The sequence below is a fragment of the Otariodibacter oris genome (assembly GCF_009684715.1).
Taxonomy (GTDB): domain Bacteria; phylum Pseudomonadota; class Gammaproteobacteria; order Enterobacterales; family Pasteurellaceae; genus Otariodibacter; species Otariodibacter oris.
On the sequence record NZ_CP016604.1, the window covers coordinates 1,813,589 to 1,835,703 of the forward strand.

Annotated in this window: 22 protein-coding genes and 1 pseudogene; 5 read left to right on the top strand and 18 right to left on the bottom strand. The window is 37.0% G+C overall.

Annotated elements, in window-relative coordinates; translation table 11 throughout:
* Window positions 1-3 precede the first annotated feature (3 nt).
* The 6 genes and pseudogenes from A6A10_RS08430 to A6A10_RS08455 all read right to left on the bottom strand — a co-directional run bounded on the left by A6A10_RS08430 (window position 4) and on the right by A6A10_RS08455 (window position 3,739).
* The gene (locus A6A10_RS08430; RefSeq protein ID WP_121124068.1) at window positions 4-714 is read right to left on the bottom strand and encodes a pirin family protein; all 711 of its coding nucleotides are present in this window, start codon (window positions 712-714) and stop codon (window positions 4-6) included.
* Between the two features lie 171 nt (window positions 715-885).
* A complete protein-coding gene (gene rplI, locus A6A10_RS08435; protein WP_121124066.1) occupies window positions 886-1,335 on the bottom strand; it encodes a 50S ribosomal protein L9 in 450 nt (149 codons plus the stop codon).
* A gap of 18 nt (window positions 1,336-1,353) precedes the next feature.
* Window positions 1,354-1,581, bottom strand: a complete 228-nt coding sequence (rpsR, locus tag A6A10_RS08440; protein WP_005598105.1) for a 30S ribosomal protein S18 — start codon at window positions 1,579-1,581, stop codon at window positions 1,354-1,356.
* Window positions 1,556-1,919 (bottom strand): annotated as a pseudogene (gene priB / locus A6A10_RS08445) (primosomal replication protein N). Before priB ends, rpsR begins: the two are co-directional and overlap by 26 nt.
* Complete coding sequence (rpsF, locus tag A6A10_RS08450) at window positions 1,906-2,289, bottom strand: 30S ribosomal protein S6 (protein ID WP_121124062.1); 384 nt, start codon at window positions 2,287-2,289, stop codon at window positions 1,906-1,908. The pseudogene priB and the gene rpsF overlap by 14 nt, the downstream one beginning before the upstream one ends.
* A gap of 190 nt (window positions 2,290-2,479) precedes the next feature.
* Window positions 2,480-3,739: an NRAMP family divalent metal transporter gene (locus tag A6A10_RS08455; protein WP_121124060.1), complete on the bottom strand. Its 1,260-nt coding sequence runs from the start codon at window positions 3,737-3,739 to the stop codon at window positions 2,480-2,482.
* A gap of 156 nt (window positions 3,740-3,895) precedes the next feature.
* Here A6A10_RS08455 and A6A10_RS08460 point away from each other — a divergent pair, with 156 nt between their 5' ends.
* The 3 genes from A6A10_RS08460 (at window position 3,896) to pfkA (ending at window position 6,864) form a co-directional block, all read left to right on the top strand.
* Window positions 3,896-4,585 (top strand): thermonuclease family protein, encoded by a 690-nt coding sequence (locus A6A10_RS08460; protein ID WP_121124058.1) that lies wholly within the window; start codon window positions 3,896-3,898, stop codon window positions 4,583-4,585.
* The gene (locus A6A10_RS08465) at window positions 4,582-5,778 is read left to right on the top strand and encodes an aminotransferase class V-fold PLP-dependent enzyme (protein WP_121124056.1); all 1,197 of its coding nucleotides are present in this window, start codon (window positions 4,582-4,584) and stop codon (window positions 5,776-5,778) included. The genes A6A10_RS08460 and A6A10_RS08465 overlap by 4 nt, the downstream gene beginning before the upstream one ends.
* Window positions 5,779-5,898: 120 nt before the next feature.
* Entirely contained in the window at window positions 5,899-6,864 is a 966-nt protein-coding gene (pfkA, locus tag A6A10_RS08470; protein ID WP_121124054.1) for a 6-phosphofructokinase, read from the top strand.
* Window positions 6,865-6,935: 71 nt separating this feature from the next.
* On the opposite strand, the gene accC is transcribed toward pfkA, so the two are convergent.
* The 12 genes from accC to rpsL all read right to left on the bottom strand — a co-directional run bounded on the left by accC (window position 6,936) and on the right by rpsL (window position 18,729).
* Complete coding sequence (gene accC, locus A6A10_RS08475; protein WP_121124052.1) at window positions 6,936-8,279, bottom strand: acetyl-CoA carboxylase biotin carboxylase subunit; 1,344 nt, start codon at window positions 8,277-8,279, stop codon at window positions 6,936-6,938.
* A 76-nt stretch (window positions 8,280-8,355) separates the two neighbouring features.
* Entirely contained in the window at window positions 8,356-8,826 is a 471-nt protein-coding gene (accB, locus tag A6A10_RS08480) for an acetyl-CoA carboxylase biotin carboxyl carrier protein (RefSeq protein WP_121124050.1), read from the bottom strand.
* A gap of 191 nt (window positions 8,827-9,017) precedes the next feature.
* On the bottom strand, window positions 9,018-9,461 hold the full coding sequence (gene aroQ / locus A6A10_RS08485; RefSeq protein ID WP_121124047.1) for a type II 3-dehydroquinate dehydratase: 444 nt from the start codon (window positions 9,459-9,461) through the stop codon (window positions 9,018-9,020).
* An 8-nt stretch (window positions 9,462-9,469) separates the two neighbouring features.
* Window positions 9,470-9,814: an arsenate reductase (glutaredoxin) gene (gene arsC / locus A6A10_RS08490; protein ID WP_121124045.1), complete on the bottom strand. Its 345-nt coding sequence runs from the start codon at window positions 9,812-9,814 to the stop codon at window positions 9,470-9,472.
* A 1-nt stretch (window position 9,815) separates the two neighbouring features.
* Window positions 9,816-11,123, bottom strand: coding sequence for a polyamine export protein PaeA (gene paeA, locus A6A10_RS08495; RefSeq protein ID WP_121124043.1), 1,308 nt, complete (start codon window positions 11,121-11,123; stop codon window positions 9,816-9,818).
* 93 nt (window positions 11,124-11,216) lie between these two features.
* Window positions 11,217-11,825: a haloacid dehalogenase-like hydrolase gene (locus A6A10_RS08500; protein WP_170143767.1), complete on the bottom strand. Its 609-nt coding sequence runs from the start codon at window positions 11,823-11,825 to the stop codon at window positions 11,217-11,219.
* A 59-nt stretch (window positions 11,826-11,884) separates the two neighbouring features.
* Window positions 11,885-12,709: a 2,3,4,5-tetrahydropyridine-2,6-dicarboxylate N-succinyltransferase gene (gene dapD / locus A6A10_RS08505; RefSeq protein ID WP_121124039.1), complete on the bottom strand. Its 825-nt coding sequence runs from the start codon at window positions 12,707-12,709 to the stop codon at window positions 11,885-11,887.
* 151 nt (window positions 12,710-12,860) lie between these two features.
* On the bottom strand, window positions 12,861-14,084 hold the full coding sequence (locus A6A10_RS08510) for a uracil-xanthine permease family protein (protein WP_121124037.1): 1,224 nt from the start codon (window positions 14,082-14,084) through the stop codon (window positions 12,861-12,863).
* Window positions 14,085-14,288: 204 nt separating this feature from the next.
* A complete protein-coding gene (tuf, locus tag A6A10_RS08515) occupies window positions 14,289-15,473 on the bottom strand; it encodes an elongation factor Tu (protein ID WP_121120754.1) in 1,185 nt (394 codons plus the stop codon).
* Window positions 15,474-15,536: 63 nt separating this feature from the next.
* A complete protein-coding gene (fusA, locus tag A6A10_RS08520; RefSeq protein ID WP_121123827.1) occupies window positions 15,537-17,639 on the bottom strand; it encodes an elongation factor G in 2,103 nt (700 codons plus the stop codon).
* 105 nt (window positions 17,640-17,744) lie between these two features.
* Entirely contained in the window at window positions 17,745-18,215 is a 471-nt protein-coding gene (gene rpsG / locus A6A10_RS08525) for a 30S ribosomal protein S7 (protein WP_121123829.1), read from the bottom strand.
* Window positions 18,216-18,354: 139 nt separating this feature from the next.
* The gene (gene rpsL, locus A6A10_RS08530) at window positions 18,355-18,729 is read right to left on the bottom strand and encodes a 30S ribosomal protein S12 (protein WP_121123831.1); all 375 of its coding nucleotides are present in this window, start codon (window positions 18,727-18,729) and stop codon (window positions 18,355-18,357) included.
* Between the two features lie 192 nt (window positions 18,730-18,921).
* Between rpsL and hemH the strand changes: the two genes are divergently transcribed.
* Window positions 18,922-19,881, top strand: a complete 960-nt coding sequence (gene hemH, locus A6A10_RS08535; RefSeq protein WP_121123832.1) for a ferrochelatase — start codon at window positions 18,922-18,924, stop codon at window positions 19,879-19,881.
* Between the two features lie 130 nt (window positions 19,882-20,011).
* Entirely contained in the window at window positions 20,012-22,039 is a 2,028-nt protein-coding gene (locus tag A6A10_RS08540) for a M13 family metallopeptidase (RefSeq protein ID WP_121123834.1), read from the top strand.
* The last annotated feature ends 76 nt before the right edge of the window (window positions 22,040-22,115 follow it).

Sequence of the window (22,115 nt, forward strand, 5' to 3'; positions counted from 1 at the left end):
TTACTACATTACAGGCACTTCTATCAAAAGAATCTCTGCATCAGTTAAAGCTGTTACATCAAGACTCTTAACATCCCAAACACCTAAACCATCACGTTCATTTAACTCTTTATCACCGATTTTTGCTTTTCCTTTGATAACAAAAACATATACACCTGTATTTTCTTTATGCAAGTTATAGGTTTTACTGATATCTTTATCAAACTTAGCAAGTGAGAACCATGCATCTTGATAAATCCACACACCATCATCATCAGGATTTGGTGATAAAATTTGTTGGAAATCATTTGGTTTCGCTTGATCAGCAATTTTCATTTGTTGATAGCGAGGTTGAACATTACGTTTATTTGGGAATACCCAAATTTGTAAAAATTTAACATCTCTATCTTGATTAGCATTCATTTCACTGTGAACAACACCTGTACCTGCAGACATTACTTGAATATCACCATTGCGAATCGTTGTTCCATTACCCATACTATCTTTGTGAGCAAGATCGCCTTCAAGAGGAATTGAAATAATTTCCATATTGTTATGTGGATGAACACCAAATCCTTCACCTGCAATCACATGGTCATCATTAATTACACGTAATGCTCCGAAACCTAAACGATCTGGATCATAATAATTCGCAAAACTGAATGTATGATTACTCTTTAACCAACCATGATTTGCTTTACCGCGAGAATCTGCAGCATGATAAATACTTTTCATAACCTCTCCTAATTGAATATGCTAATACGCTAATGTATTTTCTATATTATAGTTCTTGAAAATATAAAAATAAATAATAAAAATATATAGAAACTATCAACCAATAAGAAACAATAAAGATAAAAAAATACCTAGCAGTAATTTGCTAGGTATTTAAATTAATTATTTTGCTTATTCTGCAACGATGCTAACGGTAACTACTGAGCTTACTTCTGGATGTAAGTGAAGTTTAACTTCGTATTCACCTATTGCACGTAAAGCACCTTCAGGAAGACGAACTTCATTTTTAGCTACATCAACACCCGCATTAGATACTGCATCAGCAATATCACGAGCGCCAACAGAACCAAATAAACGACCATCTTCACCTGCTTTTGAAGTGATAACAACTGACGCTAAATTTGTCACTGCTTCAGCACGAGCTTGTGCTGCACTTAATACTTCAGCAGCTTTCGCTTCTAATTCTGCACGACGTGCTTCGAAATGAGCAATATTTGCTGGCGTTGCCATTACTGCTTTACCTTGTGGGATTAAGTAGTTACGAGCAAAACCTGATTTTACGCTAACTTGGTCACCAACTGTGCCAAGATGAGCTACTTTGTCTAATAAAATAACTTGCATTGTACTCTTCCTCTCTTATTACTGATGATTGTCAGTGTATGGAAGTAACGCAAGGTAGCGTGCACGTTTAATTGCACGAGCTAATTGACGTTGATACTTCGCACGAGTACCTGTGATACGGCTTGGAACAATCTTGCCGCTTTCTGAAATGTAGTTCTTTAATGTAGCGATATCTTTGTAATCGATTTCAACAACATTTTCCGCTGTGAAACGGCAGAACTTACGACGACGGAAATAACGTGCCATTTTGGCTTCTCCTAATCTATAAATTCAATCTGTTCGGTATGCAATACTAACTGGAGTAAACCATTATAATCTTTGTGAGAATGTAGGAATCCCTTTACTCTCACTCTCATACCGACCTTTATTTGTTGGGCTATTATACTAAATTGATCGCCGGCTAAAATCACTGGGATCTTACACCACGCTTGACGTTCTAAATTAACTTCTTTCTGCTTGGAACTATGTTCTAGCCAAAAGCGATAATTTGGAATACCAATCGGGCTTCGGCTTTGTTTAATAACACTTGCAATATTACCAGTTAATATTAAACAATTATCAATAGACGAATTATTCGTCTGCATCCTCTGCTTCAACTTTAGCAGTAGCATCAGCTTCAGGAGCTTTACGCTCATCTTTAGCTTTCGCCATTGGTGATGCTTCAGTTACAGCATTCTTAGTGTGAACGATTAAGTTACGAAGAACTGCATCGTTGTAACGGAAGTTAGTTTCTAGCTCGTCGATTACACTTTGAGGTGCTTCTACATTCATTAACACATAGTGTGCTTTGTGAAGTTTGTTGATTGGGTATGCTAATTGACGACGACCCCAATCTTCTAAACGATGAACTTGACCGCCTGCTTCTTTAACTGAAGCGGTATAACGCTCGATCATACCAGGTACTTGTTCGCTTTGGTCCGGATGAACCATAAAAACGATTTCGTAGTGACGCATTACTGATCCTTACGGGTTAACAGCTTCCAACCTCAGCCAGTCACCAACTTGTGGAAGCAAGGATTAAAAATAGAATGTGACTGAACGGGCGAATTATACGCAGAAATGCTAATTTTGCAAGAGGGATAAAAACATAAGCGGTCAGTTATTTGCAAATTTTTACAATTAACTGACCGCTTGAGGAGAAGCTTTAGTTCAACAGCCCCAATTGATAAATGATAAAGAAAATAGCAAAGGCTGAAAGATAAATTAAACCAATAATAGATAGCCAAAATAATCCGCCACTGACCTTATGTTCTCCCTTAAGCACAAGCGAAAGATTTAACCATGCAAAAATGGGTGTAGAAACAAATGATCCTATCATTGCAAAACTTAATAAACTCGCCACATTGCCCATAAACATCGTGATGATGATAATTCCAACAACAGCAGCAATGGTGATCCAAATATTTAATGAAAGCTGTGAGCTATCTACTTTATTTCTAAGCAAACGAAATGTCTCTGCATTTGCACGAGAATAGCCATCAATAGCTGTAATTGTGGTACCAAACATACACATAAAAGCAATAAGTGCAATAAGTAATCTAGACCAATCGCCAATGGCAAAAGCATACATTTTTATTAATTGGGCAATGTATTTCACTCCCGCTTGTTCAACAGCCTCACCTGATCCATACTGAACCAATGCTCCTAATGCAAGAAAGACTAAAGCCAATACAGCAGTACCAATATATCCAACATTGAAATCAAATAACCCATCACGATAGCCTATTTTAGTGAAACGTTTTTTCGCCACCACCCACATTGAATTAATTGCAGAAAACTCGATCGGTGCAGGCATCCATCCCATTAAAGCCACAATAAAAGCTAAAGAAGCTAAATTCCAAGGCGATGGCTCAATAAAGTCAGGAACATATTCTCTTGTTTTAAATGCTGCAATAACAACAGCCATCACAGTAGAAACAGTCAAAGCAGTCATAATCCATTTAGAAAGTTTATCCAAGAAACGATATTTTCCTAACAGTAACATTCCCCATGTAATAGCAATCACAATGATACTCAACGAAGAAATACCTAATCCTAAATCTTGAGGTAAAATAAAACTTAAAATAGCAGCGGTAACAATACCTACCCCTGCAACATTTACCACTGTTGCGAATACGTTCAAAATAAAGAATACCCAAAGATATAATCTTCCTTTTTCCTTATAACCTTCTAATAATGTTTTATTTGATGCTAAAGTATATTGTGCGCCAAAACGAAAAAAAGGATATTTAAAGAGATTAGCAAGAACAATAATTAAAGCAAGTTGCCAACCATAAATCGCTCCTGCTTGAGTTGAAGCCACCAGATGTGAGCCTCCAATCGCTGCAGATGCTAATAAGATCCCTGGGCCCATAGCGGCAAATTTTGACTTCCAATTTGATACGGGTTCTGTTTGTTGTGTCATAATAACTTCCTAAAAAATACTTAAATTATAGTTAGATAAAATAATATAAAAATTAAACACCGTGATTTTAATCACAAAATTTTAACATTGGCAATAGACAAACTTATTATTTTTTTAAAATAAAATACTATTTTTTTTATATAAACGGATTTTTATATGGATAAAATTCTAAAACAAGTAGTAAAATCAACACTTTTATTTATTTTAATCTTTTTGAACAGTCAATCATTTGCTAAATTAAGGGAAATACAGTGTAAAGTGATAGGAATAAATGATGGCGATACTTTGACCTGTTTATATCAAAAATCAGAAATTAAAGTTCGATTACTTTATATTGATGCTCCTGAATCAAAGCAACCTTTCGGTAATAAAGCAAAACAGGCGTTAGCAAACTTAGTATTTAAAAAAGAAGTGAAAATTCTCAGTACGGGCTATGATAAATATCACCGTTTATTAGGTGTAATTTATGATGAAAAGCAACGCAACATTAATTTAGCCCTCGTTGAACAAGGAATGGCTTGGGCTTATTACAAAACTCAGCCAATATATCAGCAAGCTGAACAAAAAGCTCGCATAGCAAAAATAGGATTATGGCAGGATCCAAACCCAATCAATCCAGCAGATTGGCGAAAGAACAAGCGGTCACATTCGGGTAATAATTTGCAAAAAAATTCAACGAACAAACCGCTTACCAACATAGATTGCTCTCATCAATTAAGCTGTAAGAAAATCGGCGATTATGATCGGGCGGTTCAATATTTTCAACAATGTGGATGGAAAGCCCTCGATGGCAATAATGATGGCATTCCTTGCAACAAACTCTATCGTAAGGCACAACACAAATGATAAATTCAGACTTTCGCTCGCATTTTCCTTTTTTTAAGAATGAAGCTAATTGGGTCTATCTAGACTCAGCGGCAACCACTCTCAAACCCCAAGTGTTAATTGATGAAACAATGGCATTTTATCAATCAGCAGGATCTGTACACCGTAGCCAGTACGATTTAGCGCAAACAGAAGCCTATGAAATGGCACGAGATCTTGTCGTTAAACGATTTAATGTTGAATCTAGAAATGCGGTTATTTGGACTAGTGGCACAACGCATGCTATTAATCTTGTCGCAAATGGATTATCGGATGAAATTAAAGCAGGCGACGACATTATTGTTTCTGTTGCAGAACACCACGCCAACTTTATTCCTTGGCAACAATTAGCTGAACGAAAAAAAGCAAACTTAATCGTATTACCCGTTGATGAAAATTATTACATTGATATCAATAGATTAAGTGAATCACTCTCATCAAAAACAAAGATTGTTGCTTTTAATCTGGTTTCAAATGTGACGGGTGTACGCCAACCTGTTGAGAAATTAATTCCAATTATCAGAGAAAAAAGTTCAGCAAAAATTTTGTTAGATATGGCCCAAGCGGTAAATTCAGAGCAGATTGATATTCAACAATTAGATGCCGATTTTTATGCTTTCTCTGCACATAAGATGTATGGACCGACGGGCGTTGGCGTACTAACAGGAAAATTGCAAAGTTTAGCAACAATCAGACCGCTATTCTTTGGCGGGAAAATGTTAACCGATATTAGTGAGCAGAAACTCATATTAGCAGAACTGCCCTATCGATTAGAAGCTGGCACCCCCAATATCGCTGGCATTATTAGCTTTGGCAAAGTATTAGCGTGGCTAGAACAATGGGATCTTACCATATTAAACAACTCGCTTTACCAATTAGCGGGAAAATGCCAAAATCGACTACAACAATATGCAAATATACAGATATTGAAATCCAATGTGATAACCCCAACAATAAGTTTCAATTTTAGCAATCATCATCATGCTGATATCGCTACAATATTAACTGAACAAAAAATTGCATTACGAACAGGGGAACATTGTGCGAAACCTTATCTACGCTATTTAGAAAAAACAGGCACGTTACGCATATCCCTTGCTCACTATAATACAGGGGAAGATATTACTCGTTTTTTCAATGCGTTAGATATGACATTACAATTGCTAGAAGATTAATTCATTCAGATCAAAAAATAGTGAAATTTCTGAATTTCTGCTAGAACGAAAAAGCGGAATAATGTAACCTTTGCACAGTTTTCAATTTATTTTAAAAATTTAATTATTTAGGGTGTTTTTATGGTTAAAAAAATCGCTGTTTTAACAAGTGGTGGTGACGCACCAGGTATGAATGCGGCAATTCGTGGTGTAGTAAGAGCCGCATTAAGTGAAGGGTTGGAAGTATATGGTGTTAGAGACGGCTATTACGGATTATATCATGACAATTTGATTAAATTAGAACGTCGTTCAGTTTCTGATGTAATCAATCGTGGTGGTACATTCCTCGGTTCTGCTCGTTTTCCTGAGTTTAAAGATCCTGAAGTTCGTGCTAAAGCTGTTGAGACATTGAAAAAATATGAAATCGATGGACTTGTTGTTATTGGTGGTGATGGTTCTTACATGGGAGCTAAACTTCTCACTGAAGAACATGGTATTGCATGTATTGGCTTACCAGGTACCATTGATAATGATGTTGCGGGTACAGACTACACCATCGGATTCCAAACTGCTTTAGGCACAGCTCTAGAAGCAATTGACCGTTTAAGAGATACCTCAACATCTCACCAACGTATTTCTATCGTAGAAATTATGGGGCGTCACTGTGGTGACTTAACTGTAAATGCTGCGTTAGCAGGCGGATGTGAATACATCATTGTGCCAGAAAAAGGATTTGATAAAGATGCGTTAATGGTGAGCATTGAAGAGGGCTTAAAGAAAGGTAAACGTCACGCCATTATCGCTATTACTGAAATGATCACCGATGTTCATGCACTTGCGAGAGAAATGGAAGAACGTTTTGGTAATGAAACTCGTGCAACAGTATTAGGCCATACACAACGTGGTGGTTCACCATGTGCATTTGACCGTATCCTAGCTTCACGTATGGGAGTTTATGCTGTTGAATTATTAATTCACGGTTATAAAGGACGTTGTGTGGGTATTCAAAATGGTGATTTAGTGCATCACGATATTATTGAAGCTATTACAAACCTTCGTCGCCCATTCTGCCAAACATTATTTGATACATCAGGCAAATTATTCTAATAAATCTCTAATTAGATCAAAGGGCTATCAAATGATAGCCCTTTCCTTTGCAACATAAACGCTATGTACTATTATTTCAAGCCTAGTTTATGTTCTAAATAATGAATATTAGTACCGCCTTTACGGAAATTCTCATCCTCTAAGATCTGTTCGTGTAGTGGAATATTACTTTTTATACCATCAATGATCGTTTCAGATAATGCGTTTTCCATACGTCTAATTGCAATCTCACGATTTTCACCATAAGTGATCAATTTTGCAATCATTGAATCATAATGAGGTGGTACGGTATAGCTTGAATAGATATGAGAATCCCAACGTACACCTAATCCACCAGGTACATGTAAACGAGTAATTTTACCTGGAGAAGGTAAGAAACTAACGGGATCTTCTGCATTAATTCGACATTCCATCGCATGACCACGTACTTTAATATCCTCTTGTTTGATAGATAGTGGTAATCCAGAAGCAATACGTAACTGCTCTTTTACTAAATCGACACCTGTAATCATTTCTGTAACAGGATGCTCCACCTGAATACGGGTATTCATTTCAATGAAATAGAACTCTCCATTTTCATACAAGAATTCAAAAGTACCTGCACCACGGTAACCAATTTCAACACAGGCTTTTGCACAACGTTCACCAATAAATTTACGTAATTCATCAGTAATACCTGGAGCTGGGGCTTCTTCAATGACCTTTTGATGACGACGTTGCATTGAACAATCACGTTCTGCAAGATATACCGCATTGCCATGGGTATCTGCTAGTACTTGAATTTCGATATGGCGAGGATTTTCTAGGTATTTTTCCATATATACCATATCATTATTAAATGCAGCCTTGGCCTCAGCTTTCGTCATTGCAATCGATTCTTCTAAATCTTTTTCTTTATGAACAACTCGCATACCACGACCACCACCGCCACCCGATGCTTTGATGATAACCGGATAACCAATCTTATTTGCAATTTCTTTGTTTTTCTCAGCATCTCCCCCCACCGGTCCACCAGAACCTGGCACACAAGGTACGCCTGCTTTTTTCATTGCATTTATCGCAGAAACCTTATCCCCCATTAGACGAATAACATCGGCAGTTGGGCCAATAAACGTAAAGCCTGACATTTCTACTTGTTCTGCAAAATTTGCATTTTCAGAGAGGAAACCATAACCAGGATGAATAGCATCTGCATCAGTGACTTCTGCGGCTGCAATAATTGCAGGAATATTTAAATAACTTTTTGTAGAAGGTGCAGGACCGATACAAATAGTCTCATCTGCAAGTAATACGTGTTTTAACTCACGGTCTGCTGTTGAATGAACCGCTACTGTCGTGATGCCAAGCTCTTTACATGCACGTAAAATACGCAATGCGATTTCACCACGATTTGCAATGACAACTTTTTTTAACATTAATGTCTGTCCTTAACTGATCAAGCGGTCACTTTATTTTCATTATTTACCAAAATGACCACATGAAAGAAATAAATTATTCAATAATGAAAAGTTTTTGATCAAATTCAACGGGTTCTCCGTCTTCTACTAAAATCGCCTTGATAACACCCGCTTTATCAGATTCAATACGATTCATCATTTTCATTGCCTCAACGATACATAATGTATCGCCTACACTGACACTTTGCCCTACTTCTACAAATGCAGAAGCCTCAGGGCTAGGGCTACGATAGAATGTTCCAACCATTGGCGATAACACTGCATGTCCAGTAATTTGAGCTGGTTTAGTATCTGTAGGAGCAGCTTCTACTGATGAAGCCATCGATATTGGAGCTGGTGCCGTTACTGGTTGACTCATTTGAGGAGCTGAAACATACTGTACTGGAGGTGCAACAGGTGCTGAACGACTAATTCGTACAGTACCCTCTTCTTCTGAAACTTCTAATTCAGTAATGCCCGACTCTTCCACAAGTTCAATAAGTTTTTTGATTTTTCGAATATCCATAATGAGATCCGTTTAAAAGTTAGAATGACAAATATCCCATGTAAAACACATGAGATAAAACTGTACGTAAGGTTACCTGAATTTCAACGAAATTGCGACGAAATTCTGATAATTTCGGCGAAATCAAGCCAATTATACCACTGATCGTATCAGTTTATAATTTTATTAGTCTGTAATTTATTAAGAAAGTTTTACGCTTTTTTTGCCAAAAATAAAATTGCATAATCTAATGCATAATCATAACCACTTGAGCCTAAGCCACAAATTACTCCTTGAGCAATATCACTCAAATAAGAATGGTGTCTAAAAGGCTCTCTTGCGTGTACATTAGAAAGATGAACTTCAACAAAAGGAATTGAAACTGACAATAACGCATCTCTCAAGGCTACGCTTGTATGGGTAAATGCTGCTGGATTAATAATAATAAAATCAACTTGATTAAAAGCTTGATGAATTCGATTAATAATCAGTTCTTCACCATTTGCTTGAAAACAAGATAACTCAATATTTTTTTGTTCTGCTTGCTTTTTTAAACGTTCTTCTATATTTGATAAAGTCTCCGATCCATAAATCTGAGGCTCTCGTTTGCCCAACATATTAAGGTTTGGACCATTAAGTAATAAAATTTTTTTCATTTTATTTCCTATAATAATTCTTTCACTAATTCTGGTGGGCGACAAAAACGTGTGCCCTTTTCACTGCTCACAAAAGGACGATTCATTAAAGTAGGATGCTCTGACATCAATTGAATAATGGCATCATCAGATAAATCTTTACCTTCAACATATTGATGGTATACCTCAACTTCTGTTCTTAAGGCTTTATCAATACTAATACCACTCTCTTGAATCAAGCGTTTGATCGTTGCTGGGTTAACTGGTGTTTTTAAATACTCTACAATCATTGGTTCAATACCTGCTTCCCGAATTAACGCTAATGTTTCTCTAGATTTACTGCATTTAGGATTATGATAAATAGTAATAGACATATTATTCCTCCACGTTGACATCTATATCTTTACGATAAGACACCATTAACTGGTCAATTTTAAAATTTTCAGTATCAATAATTTCAAACTTATATTTGTCATATAAAACAGAATCGGTTTTCTTCGGAATCTTACGTAGCATATACATCATAAAACCACCAATCGTTTCATAATTTTCTTGATGAGGAAATTCCTCAATATCCAATGCTCGCATGACATCAGCTAAAGGTGTTGAGCCATCAATCAACCACGATTTTTCATCACGGCGAACGATCTGTTCCTCTTCGTTTGAAACGAGTTCTCCCATAACGATACTCATCACATCATTTAATGTGACAATACCCACAACGATAGCGTATTCATTAATAATAACGGCAAAGTCTTCCCCTGAGGATTTGAATAATTCTAATACTTCATAAAGGGTTAGAGTATCGGGAACATAGAGCGCTTTGCGTAATACACGATTATCCGTTAAGGATACCGTTTCTGCTTGTAAATAAAGAGTTAGTAGGGTGTGTGATTCTACATATCCTAAAATCTTATCAATACCACCATCTGAAATAAGAACTTTTGAATGTGAATCTTTTTGCAAAGTTTCCAGTACCTCTTGACGAGTAAAAGATCGATCTAAAAAGATAATATGCTCTCGAGTCGTCATTGTCGAGGTCACCGTTCTTTGTTGCATATCCAAAATATTTTCAATTAAGTAATGCTCTTGTGTTTTTAGTACTCCCGCTTCTGCCCCTGCATCCATCATCGCAAGAATATCCTCTGACGTCATATTATCTTGTCGAATAGTGGAAATACCCAGTAGCTTGAATAATAGATTCGCAATACTATCAAATAGGAGCACAAAAGGTTTAAAAACAATAATGATAAATATAATAATATTGACTAATCGTAATGCGACCTTCTCCGGATCTGCCATTGCCATACGCTTTGGCATTAAATCAGCAAATAAAATGAAAGCGACAGTAACCAATGTAAAAGAGATCCAAGAAGAGGCACTTTGTAACCAATCAGCCTGACTATATTCGGTCAAGAATCGGTAAATGTAGGGAGTAACAGAAGCTTCTCCAACCATCCCTCCTAAAATAGCCACCATATTTAAGCCAATTTGTACAACGGTAATAAATTGTCCTGGATGTTCTTGAAGATCCAAAATTTTTTGTGCTTTTGAGTTACCTTCATTTGCTAAATTTTGTAACTTAAGTTTTCTTGCTCCCGCTAATGAAATTTCAGCAGAAGAAATAATTGAACTCATGACAATGAGTACAAAAATAATAAAAATAGATGTAAATAATCCCATAGTATCTCGTTATAGTAATAAACTCGCAAAATTATAATCAAGGAAATAAATAATTAAAATACAAGCGGTTAGATTGTTATATTATTTTGTAAATTAAAGAATGGATATTGGCTCAATTTTACCTTGTTCAGTGACTTTAAAGCTGAATTTACAACGTGTTAGAACAGGAAGATCCGATAAACTATCGGAATACCCTGCCTCAAAATAAATAGCTCGCTGAAAATGCTCATCTAACATTTCCAACTTATGATGAGCCATGCAACGAGAATGCAATTTAAAGTCTGCTAAAGATAACTCTGAAGCAATTAGGGTTACATTGTCATGCTCTAACCATTCTTTATAAATGTGTTGAATCAATATCTTCGGGCTACCAGAAATCAACACAACATGATATCCCTTATTCAGATATTCAGAAAACTTTGCCACTACATCAGGAAAAGGATGGTAAGTAAAAGTGCTAGAAAATTCTTCTGCATACTCACCCCGTTTTTGTAACGAGCTACCTATTCCTAGAAAAAAGAAAACTAAATTAATACCAAACTTTCCCGTAGGTAACATCTTATGTAGCAAAAATCCAACAAGAATGAATGGGAAAAATATGACTAAATTTCCCCACCTTTTACCAATTAAATATCGGATAAATGCCTTAAAAGCATCTTCTTTATGCAAAGTCCCATCTATATCAAAAAAGATATACTTCATAACTTTATTCGGCCTAAAAATTAAAAATGGAATGTTTAACATTCCATTTTTAATTTTACTTATTCTTCAATAGAACGCAGTAATTCATTAATACCTACTTTACTACGAGTCTTCTCATCAACTTTTTTCACAATCACGGCACAATAAAGGCTATATTCCCCATTTTTAGAAGGAAGGCTACCCGATACGACAACTGAACCTGCTGGCACTCGTCCATAATGAATTTCGCCTGTTTCACGATCATAAATTTTTGTGCTTTGACCAATGAACACGCCCATTGAAATTACACAACCATCTTCAACAATTACACCCTCTACAATTTCAGAACGTGCTCCGATAAAGCAATTATCACCAATGATAGTTGGATTGGCTTGTAATGGCTCTAAGACGCCACCGATTCCGACCCCACCAGATAAGTGAACATTTTTACCAATTTGTGCACAAGAACCCACAGTTGCCCAAGTATCAACCATTGTACCTTCACCCACATAGGCACCAATATTAACGTAAGATGGCATTAAAACAGTGTTTTTCCCAATATAAGCCCCTTTACGTACTGTTGCTGATGGCACCACACGGAATCCTTCTTGTTGGAAACGCGCTTCATCATAATTTGCAAATTTTAATGGTACTTTATCGTAGTATTTTGTTTCTGCACCATCAATAATTTGATTATCGTAAATACGGAATGAAAGCAGTACGGCTTTTTTCAACCATTGATGAGTAACCCACTCACCATCAATTTTTTCTGCTACACGATATTTTCCACTATCTAATCCTTCTAGGACTTCTTCTATTGCTGTCTTTGTTTCTGTATCAACGGTATTAGGGGTAATTTCTGCACGATTTTCAAATGCTGTTTCAATGATTGTCTGTAATGACATTTTTACTTCCTTCTTAATTATTTATATAAAATTCAAACTGTTTTAGCATATAAGCTCTTTGATTACCATTATATTTTAAAATAAAAAATAAGGGTAAAAATAATAACTATTTTTACCCTTATCAAAAAATATAGATAATAGGATTAGAATATCAATCTTTTATCTCTTTTGATTGTGGTAAAACTAAATTAAGTACAATAGCCACTATCGCACATAAGCTAATACCTTTAAGTGAAAACTCACCTACGTTAATGAGCATTCCACCAATACCAAATGTCATTACCACTGAAACGATACAAAGATTACGAGCTTCACCCATATCAATTCTAGCGCGAATAAGTGTGCTCATACCTACTGCTGCAATAGAACCAAATACTAACATCATAATTCCACCCATTACGACACTTGGAATCGTTTGTAAGAATGCACCAACTTTACCGCAGAAAGAAATTCCTATCGCCCAAATAGCAGCCCAAGTCATAATCTTTGGATTAAAGTTTTTGGTTAACATCACCGCACCTGTCACTTCTGCATAGGTTGTATTTGGTGGACCACCTAATAAAGCCGCTGCTGAAGTTGCGACACCATCACCTAATAAAGTTCGGTGTAACCCAGGTTTATGTAAGAAATTTTTCCCTGCTACAGAACTGATAGCCATAATGCCTCCCACATGCTCAACAGCAGGAGCTAATGCGATCGGTAACAAATAAATAATCGCTTCTAATTTAAATTCTGGTGTTGTCAATGTCGGTAGGCTAAACCATGCTGCATCGTAAATCGGCTGAAAATCTACTAACCCCATAAATATAGACAACACATATCCCACAACAATTGCTACCATGATAGGCACTAATTTCATTAGTCCTTTAGCAAATACCGCTACAATTAGAGTGGTTATTAATGTAACCATTGAAACAATAATAGCTTGCTCATAGGGAATATTGTTACTTTTTCCTATTGCCATATCCACTGCAACAGGGGCTAAACCTAATCCAATAATAATGATAACTGGACCAACCACAATTGGTGGAAATAACTTATCCAATATTGTAACGCCTCTGAGTTTCACTAGAGCCGATAAGGCAAAGTAAATTAAACCTGTAAAAATTAGCCCACCCATAGTTACGGGAATACCCCATTGCTGAACACCATATTGGATTGGTGCAATAAAGGCAAAAGATGAAGCTAAAAAAATAGGAACTTGACGTTTTGTACAAAGTTGGAAAAGTAGGGTACCGACACCTGCGGTAAGAAGGGCTGTATTAGGATCTAAACCTGTAATAAGGGGAACAAGAACCAAAGCTCCAAATGCAACGAATAACATTTGTAAGCCCACGAACACCTGTTTAGGTGTGCTGATATTTTCTGTTGTCATTAGTTTCAACTCTCTGTTTGAATTAACTGTAAATATACATTATCTAACTTGATAATGACTAGCGTGGATTATAAAGAAAATTTATTATTCTCACAATTAAGATGAGGTAGTTATCTGCATAATTGCTCTTTTTGTTTATCTTTTTACAGATAAACAAAAGGCGTATCCTTACGATACGCCTATCTATGCTTAATCCATCAATGATTATTTGATGATTTTCGCTACAACGCCCGCACCTACTGTACGACCACCTTCACGAATCGCAAAACGTAAACCTTCGTCCATCGCGATCGGGTGAATTAAGCTTACTTTCATTTTGATGTTATCGCCTGGCATTACCATTTCTACACCTTCAGGTAATTCGATTGTACCTGTTACGTCTGTTGTACGGAAATAGAATTGTGGACGGTAACCTTTGAAGAATGGAGTGTGACGTCCACCTTCTTCTTTTGATAATACGTAAACTTCTGATTCAAAGTCTGTATGTGGTGTGATTGAACCTGGTTTCGCTAATACTTGACCACGTTCGATTTCTTCACGTTTTGTACCACGTAATAATGCACCTACGTTCTCACCTGCACGACCTTCGTCAAGTAATTTACGGAACATTTCCACACCTGTTACTGTTGTTTTTGTTGTATCTTTGATACCAACAATTTCAACTTCTTCACCAGTACGGATGATTCCACGTTCAACACGACCTGTTACTACTGTACCACGACCTGAAATTGAGAATACGTCTTCAATTGGTAATAAGAATGGTTTGTCGATTGCACGTTGTGGTTCTGGGATATATGAATCTAAGTAACCCGCTAATTCAACAATTTTTTCTTCCCACTCAGGCACACCGTTTAATGCTTGTAACGCTGAACCACGTACGATTGGTGTATCGTCACCTGGGAAATCATATTGAGATAGAAGTTCACGAACTTCCATTTCAACTAATTCTAATAATTCTTCATCATCAACCATATCACATTTGTTTAAGAATACGATGATGTATGGTACACCTACTTGACGTCCTAAAAGAATGTGTTCACGAGTTTGTGGCATTGGACCATCTGTTGCTGCTACTACTAAGATAGCACCATCCATTTGTGCCGCACCTGTGATCATGTTTTTAACATAGTCCGCGTGTCCCGGGCAGTCAACGTGAGCATAGTGACGAGTTTCTGTATCGTACTCAACGTGTGAAGTGTTGATGGTGATACCACGCGCTTTTTCTTCTGGCGCGTTATCAATTTGGTCGAATGCACGTGCTGCACCACCGAATTTTTTCGCTAATACAGTTGTGATTGCTGCTGTTAAAGTTGTTTTACCATGGTCAACGTGGCCGATTGTACCCACGTTAACGTGCGGTTTTGTACGTTCAAATTTTTCTTTAGACATTGCTAATGTTTCCTTTGTTAAATTCCGTAGTACAAAATGTACTACGGATTTCTGAGTAATAAATTATTTTTTACGTGCTTCAATAACTGCTGCTGCAACACTAGATGGAGCTTCAGCATATTTCAATGGTTCCATTGAGTATGATGCACGACCTTGAGTTTGTGAACGGAGATCTGTTGCATAACCAAACATCTCTGAAAGTGGTACTTCAGCATTGATCTTAACAACAAACTCACTTGCTTCTTGGCCATTCACCATCGCACGACGACGGCTTAAGTCACCAATTACATCACCAACATAATCTGGTGGAGTTTCAACTTCAACTTTCATGATAGGCTCAAGAAGAACTGGGTTTGCTTTTGCAAACGCTGCTTTAAATGCGATAGAAGCAGCAAGTTTAAATGCTAATTCTGATGAGTCAACATCATGGTATGAACCGAAGTGTAAACGTACACCTAAATCTACTACAGGATAACCCGCTAAAGGACCAGACTTAAGTTGTTCTTGGATACCTTTATCTACAGCAGGGATATATTCACCAGGAATTACACCACCTTTGATTTCGTTAACGAACTCATAACCAGGACCTTCAGGATCTAATGGATATAAATCGATAACAACGTGACCATACTGACCACGACCACCAGATTGTTTTGCGTGTTTACCTTCAACATCATTAACACGTGTACGGATAGTTTCACGGTAAGATACTTGTGGTTTACCGATATTAGCTTCCACCTTGAATTCACGTTTCATACGATCAACGATAATATCTAAGTGTAGCTCACCCATACCAGAAATAATTGTTTCACCAGAATCTTCATCTGTGTGAACACGGAATGAAGGATCTTCTTGTGCAAGACGACCTAATGCAAGACCCATTTTTTCTTGGTCAGCTTTAGTTTTTGGTTCAACCGCCACAGAAATTACTGGTTCTGGGAATTCCATACGCTCAAGGATAATTGGTGCATCTAAAGCACATAATGTATCACCTGTTGCAACATCTTTTAAACCAATAGCAGCTGCAATATCACCGGCACGAACTTCTTTAATTTCTTCACGTTTGTTTGCGTGCATCTGTACGATACGACCAAAACGCTCACGTTTTTGTTTTACTGAGTTAAGAACTGTATCTCCAGAATTAATAACACCAGAATAAACACGGAAGAATGTTAAGTTTCCTACAAATGGGTCTGTTGCAATTTTAAATGCTAATGCAGAGAATGGTTCATTATCATCTGCATGACGCTCACCTTCAGTTTCATCTAAGTTAATACCTTTGATTGAAGGAACATCTGTCGGTGCTGGTAAGAAATCAATTACCGCATCAAGCATTGCTTGAACACCTTTGTTCTTAAATGCAGAACCACAACAAACTGGAATAATTTCATTCGAAAGCACACGTTGACGTAATGCTTTTTTGATTTCTTCTTCAGTCAATTCTTCTCCAGAGAAGAATTTTTCCATTAATTCTTCTGAAGCTTCAGCCGCAGCCTCTACAAGATGATTACGCCACTCTTCACAAGCTTCCACCATATCAGCTGGAACATCTTCATAGGTAAATGTCATACCTTGATCTGCTTCATTCCAGTTAATTGCTTTCATTTTGATTAAATCAACAACACCAGTAAAATTATCTTCTGAACCGATAGGAAGTTGTAAAGGAACAGCATTACCGCCTAAACGAGTTTTGATTTGTTCAACAACACGTAAGAAGTTTGCACCAGTACGGTCCATTTTGTTTACGAACGCAAGACGCGGTACTTCATATTTATTTGCTTGACGCCATACCGTTTCTGATTGTGGCTGAACACCACCTACAGCACAGTAAACCATTACTGCACCATCAAGAACACGCATTGAACGTTCTACTTCGATCGTGAAGTCAACGTGTCCTGGAGTATCAATAACGTTAATACGATGTTGTGGATACTGTTGAGACATACCAGACCAGAACGCTGTTGTTGCAGCAGAGGTGATAGTGATACCACGCTCTTGCTCTTGTTCCATCCAGTCCATCGTTGCTGCACCATCATGCACTTCACCAATTTTGTGACTTACACCTGTATAGAAGAGGATACGCTCAGAGGTAGTTGTTTTACCTGCGTCGATGTGAGCACTGATACCGATATTACGATATAGCTCAATGGGAGTTTGACGAGCCATTATTATTACCTTATTTTATTTTTAAATCTAATTTATTCAATTAGTTATATAGTAAGAGGCTCCATCACAATTGTTGAGATGAAGCCCAAAAACATCAAAAGCTTATTACCAACGGTAGTGGGCAAATGCTTTATTAGCTTCAGCCATGCGGTGAACGTCTTCACGTTTCTTAACTGCCGCACCTTTGTTATCTGCTGCATCAGAAAGTTCGTTAGCTAAACGAAGTGCCATTGATTTGTCACCACGTTTACGAGCAGCTTCAACAATCCAACGCATTGCTAATGCGTTACGACGAGTTGGACGAACTTCTACTGGTACTTGGTAAGTTGAACCACCAACACGACGAGATTTAACCTCTACTGTTGGACGAACGTTTTCAAGTGCAACTTCGAATGCTTCTAAAGCTTCTTTTCCAGAACGCTCAGAAAGAGTTTCTAATGCACCGTAAACGATTGATTCAGCGATAGATTTTTTACCATCTACCATTAATACATTAATGAATTTTGCAAGCAATTCTGATCCGAACTTTGGATCTGGGAGGATCTTGCGTTGACCTACATCACGACGACGTGGCATTTTAATTTCTCCGTATAATAAATCTTCAGGATATCCAAAACTCATCTTTGTGCGAACATTGTCGCATTTTGACTGGAGTTTATGGTTTAAATAGTTAAATAACTAAGTTAGACGTTTGGCCTTACTCAACGGAGAACCATTAAGATTTAGGACGTTTTACGCCGTATTTAGAACGTGCTTGTTTACGATCTTTTACGCCTGCACAGTCTAATGCGCCGCGTACTGTGTGATAACGCACACCTGGTAAGTCTTTAACACGACCACCACGAATCAATACAACACTATGTTCTTGAAGGTTGTGACCTTCACCACCGATGTAAGAAGTAACTTCAAAACCATTCGTTAAACGAATACGGCATACTTTACGTAATGCTGAGTTTGGTTTTTTAGGAGTTGTAGTATATACACGAGTACATACACCACGTTTCTGTGGACATGCTTCCAATGCAGGAACGTTACTTTTTACAACCTTTTTCACACGCGGTTTGCGTACTAGCTGGTTGATAGTTGCCATTAATTAAGCTCCAGTTAAAATTAAAAAAATACAAATTGCCTCTCATAAAAGAGAGGACGGTAAATTCTAGGCGACTAATTGCTCAATGTCAAGAGCTGAATAGACTTGTCGATGTAACCTGTTGCTTTAATAAATAGCGTCAATTGAATTTATTTTCTATAATAAAAACATAGGAAATTCCAAGGAAATGCTATGTCGAAACCTAAAATAGGTGTTCTCTTAAGTAATTTAGGTACACCAGATGAACCCACCTCTAGCGCTGTTAAACGCTATTTGAAGCAATTTTTGAGTGATCCTAGAGTCATTGACCTTCCCCGCGGAAAATGGTTGCCTATCCTTAATTTTATTGTTTTGCCAAGGAGATCACCTAAGGTCGCTAAGAATTATCAAATAGTTTGGAGCAAAGAAGGTTCTCCACTGTTAGTCATTTCTCGCCAACAACAACAAGCAATTCAAGCCTATTTTAATCAACAGAATAAAGATTTTATTGTTGAATTGGGCATGACTTACGGAAATCCAAGTATTGATAGTGCGATAGAAAACCTTTTAGCACAAAAAGTAGATAAAATTATTATACTTCCGCTCTATCCTCAGTATGGCTCAACTACTACAGCCCCTGTATTTGATGCCTTTGCACGAAGTCTCATTCGTTATAAAAACATCGTTCCTTTTGAGTTTATCCATAATTACTATAATCACCCTCTTTACATTAATGCTCTCGTTAATACGATTAATTTAGAACAAAATGAATTTTTGGTATTTTCTTTTCATGGCATCCCTCAACGTTACGATGATGAAGGCGATTACTACGCTCATCACTGCCGTGAAACCGCCCGCCTTGTTGCTGAGTCCCTAAAATTAGAAGATCATCAATGGTGTCTGGCATTTCAATCTCGATTTGGAAAAGAGGAATGGTTAAAACCCTATACCGATATAGTGTTAAAAGAACTTCCAAATAAAGGCATCAAAAAGGTAGCAGTAATTTGTCCTGGATTTTCGGCGGATTGTTTAGAAACGCTAGAAGAAATTGCTCAAGAAAATAGGGAATATTTTTTAACATCAGGTGGAGAAAGCTATCGCTATATTCCTGCATTGAATAATAATCCAGACCATATTCACGCATTAACCACATTGATCGAAGAAAAATGTTGAACTATACAACACAAAATAGTCAAAAATAGATAACAAGAAAAGCAAGCGGTAAGATTACCTATTTATTATGTAAAAACATCTTCACATCATACCGCTTATAAAATTAAAAAATCAATAAGGAAAAGAAGTAATGAAGAAGTCTATGTTATTTTCATTAGTTGCTTGCTCCGTTGCTCTCGCAGCTTGTACACCTAAAACCTATCACAGCACCTTAACTGAAGGTATGGATCCCCTTGTTGCACCGCAACAAGATTTTTATCGTTATGTGAATGGTAAATGGATGGATTCCGCCAAAATACCTGATGATCGTACCTCATGGGGAACATTGGCTGAACTCAATGATATGAATGAAAAACGCTCGTTAGAATTATTACAAGCGGTGATTTCCGATCCAAAACTTGCAAATGATGTGAAAGCTCAGCATTTAAAAGCACTCTATCAAACCTATACTAATATGGATGCTCGTGAGAAATTAGGTCTTGCTCCAATGCAAGTTGATCTCGCTAAAATCGATCAAATTAAAACATTTGGTGATTTAGAACGCTATATTATTGAAGAAACTAAACAAGGTAACGAAGTTTTATTTGGTTGGTCAGTGTTCGCGCATTTAAAAAACTCCCGCCAAAATGCAATTTATTTTAGCAATAGTAGCCTTGGCTTGAGCAAAGATTATTTCCAAAAAGATACGCCTGAAAATCGTAAAACATTGAAACAGTACCAAGCCTACATTGCCAAGATGTTAGGATTAGCTGGCATTAAAAATGGCGAGAGCAAAGCAAAAGCTATCGTGAATTATGAAAAAACAATTGCAAATACCCTATTTACGAATGAAGAAAGTCGCGATATCGAAAAACGCTTTAACCCGATGACAATGGAACAATTTGCTTCTGCAAGTAAAAATATCAATTTGGCAAATTATCTTAAAGCCGTTGGTGTAAATACGGATGAAGTGATCGTATGGGAACCTAATTTCCTCAAAAAATTTGATACTTTAATCAACCCTAAAAATCTATCTGTAATTAAAGATTATTTACGTTTTCAAACCATTTCGGGTGCAGCATCTTATTTAACTAAGGAATTAGATGATGCTAATTTTGATTTCTATGGTAAGACTCTTGTTGGCCAGAAAAAACAACGCGCTATTGAAAAACGTGCATTAAGATTGATCAACGGTAATGTAGGCGAAGAATTTGCACAATTCTATGTCGATAAATTCTTCCCTGAAACCGCAAAACAAAATTTATTGAACATTGCGGATTACTTAATTAAAGCCTATCAGCATCGTATTGATAACCTCACTTGGATGTCCGAAGAAACTAAACAAAAGGCGAGAGAGAAATTGGATAAATTCATCGTTGAAGTGGGTTATCCAAACAAATGGAAAGATTACAGTAGTTTGAATTTAAAAGATGTAGAACAAGGTGGTTCTATCTATACTAACTTACAAGAAATTGCAAAATGGAATTATCAAGATGCCCTCAGTCGAGTTGGTAAACCTGTTGATTTGAATGAATGGGGAATGTTACCACAAGTGGTCAATGCCTCTTATAGTCCATTAATGAATCGTATTGTTTTCCCTGCAGGGATTTTACAACCACCACTCTATGATATTGATGCTGACCCAGCAGTAAACTTTGGGGCGATTGGTGCGATTATTGGACACGAAATTACTCACGGGTTTGATGATAGTGGTTCACACTTTGATGGGGATGGTAACTTAAAAGATTGGTGGACACCGGACGATCGCAAAAAATTTGAGGCCTTAGCAGATAGACTGGTTGAGCAATTTAATCAATTTGAAGTCGCTCCACATGTTTTCGTTAATGGACGTTTCACTTTGGGTGAAAATATTGCTGATTTAGGTGGGTTAAGTATTTCTTACGATGCACTTAAATTATATGAAAAAGATCATGGTGTAACACCAAATATTGAAAACTTAACCCCAGATCAACGCTATTTTATGAGTTGGACACGTTCATGGCGTAATAAAGCCACTGTGCAAGCCCTCTCTCATCAAGTGAAAAGTGATCCTCACGCACCGGGGCAATTCCGTGCATTTGCACCGATCTTAAATATTAGTGGATTCCACAATGCCTTTGGCACTAAAGAAGGCGATGCAATGTATAAACCAATTAATGAACGTATTCAGATTTGGTAAAAGATTCCCTGAAGACCTCGCGTAAATAACAATCGGGCTTGTGGCACAATATTCACAAGCCCGATTTCTATTAAAA

Bases quoted from the DNA above. Each gene is read 5' to 3' on its own strand.
- A6A10_RS08430 (WP_121124068.1), bottom strand. From the start codon at position 714: ATGAAAAGTATTTATCATGCTGCAGATTCTCGCGGTAAAGCAAATCAT.
- rplI (WP_121124066.1), bottom strand. From the start codon at position 1,335: ATGCAAGTTATTTTATTAGACAAAGTAGCTCATCTTGGCACAGTTGGT.
- rpsR (WP_005598105.1), bottom strand. From the start codon at position 1,581: ATGGCACGTTATTTCCGTCGTCGTAAGTTCTGCCGTTTCACAGCGGAA.
- rpsF (WP_121124062.1), bottom strand. From the start codon at position 2,289: ATGCGTCACTACGAAATCGTTTTTATGGTTCATCCGGACCAAAGCGAA.
- A6A10_RS08455 (WP_121124060.1), bottom strand. From the start codon at position 3,739: ATGACACAACAAACAGAACCCGTATCAAATTGGAAGTCAAAATTTGCC.
- A6A10_RS08460 (WP_121124058.1), top strand. From the start codon at position 3,896: ATGGATAAAATTCTAAAACAAGTAGTAAAATCAACACTTTTATTTATT.
- A6A10_RS08465 (WP_121124056.1), top strand. From the start codon at position 4,582: ATGATAAATTCAGACTTTCGCTCGCATTTTCCTTTTTTTAAGAATGAA.
- pfkA (WP_121124054.1), top strand. From the start codon at position 5,899: ATGGTTAAAAAAATCGCTGTTTTAACAAGTGGTGGTGACGCACCAGGT.
- accC (WP_121124052.1), bottom strand. From the start codon at position 8,279: ATGTTAAAAAAAGTTGTCATTGCAAATCGTGGTGAAATCGCATTGCGT.
- accB (WP_121124050.1), bottom strand. From the start codon at position 8,826: ATGGATATTCGAAAAATCAAAAAACTTATTGAACTTGTGGAAGAGTCG.
- aroQ (WP_121124047.1), bottom strand. From the start codon at position 9,461: ATGAAAAAAATTTTATTACTTAATGGTCCAAACCTTAATATGTTGGGC.
- arsC (WP_121124045.1), bottom strand. From the start codon at position 9,814: ATGTCTATTACTATTTATCATAATCCTAAATGCAGTAAATCTAGAGAA.
- paeA (WP_121124043.1), bottom strand. From the start codon at position 11,123: ATGGGATTATTTACATCTATTTTTATTATTTTTGTACTCATTGTCATG.
- A6A10_RS08500 (WP_170143767.1), bottom strand. From the start codon at position 11,825: ATGAAGTATATCTTTTTTGATATAGATGGGACTTTGCATAAAGAAGAT.
- dapD (WP_121124039.1), bottom strand. From the start codon at position 12,709: ATGTCATTACAGACAATCATTGAAACAGCATTTGAAAATCGTGCAGAA.
- A6A10_RS08510 (WP_121124037.1), bottom strand. From the start codon at position 14,084: ATGACAACAGAAAATATCAGCACACCTAAACAGGTGTTCGTGGGCTTA.
- tuf (WP_121120754.1), bottom strand. From the start codon at position 15,473: ATGTCTAAAGAAAAATTTGAACGTACAAAACCGCACGTTAACGTGGGT.
- fusA (WP_121123827.1), bottom strand. From the start codon at position 17,639: ATGGCTCGTCAAACTCCCATTGAGCTATATCGTAATATCGGTATCAGT.
- rpsG (WP_121123829.1), bottom strand. From the start codon at position 18,215: ATGCCACGTCGTCGTGATGTAGGTCAACGCAAGATCCTCCCAGATCCA.
- rpsL (WP_121123831.1), bottom strand. From the start codon at position 18,729: ATGGCAACTATCAACCAGCTAGTACGCAAACCGCGTGTGAAAAAGGTT.
- hemH (WP_121123832.1), top strand. From the start codon at position 18,922: ATGTCGAAACCTAAAATAGGTGTTCTCTTAAGTAATTTAGGTACACCA.
- A6A10_RS08540 (WP_121123834.1), top strand. From the start codon at position 20,012: ATGAAGAAGTCTATGTTATTTTCATTAGTTGCTTGCTCCGTTGCTCTC.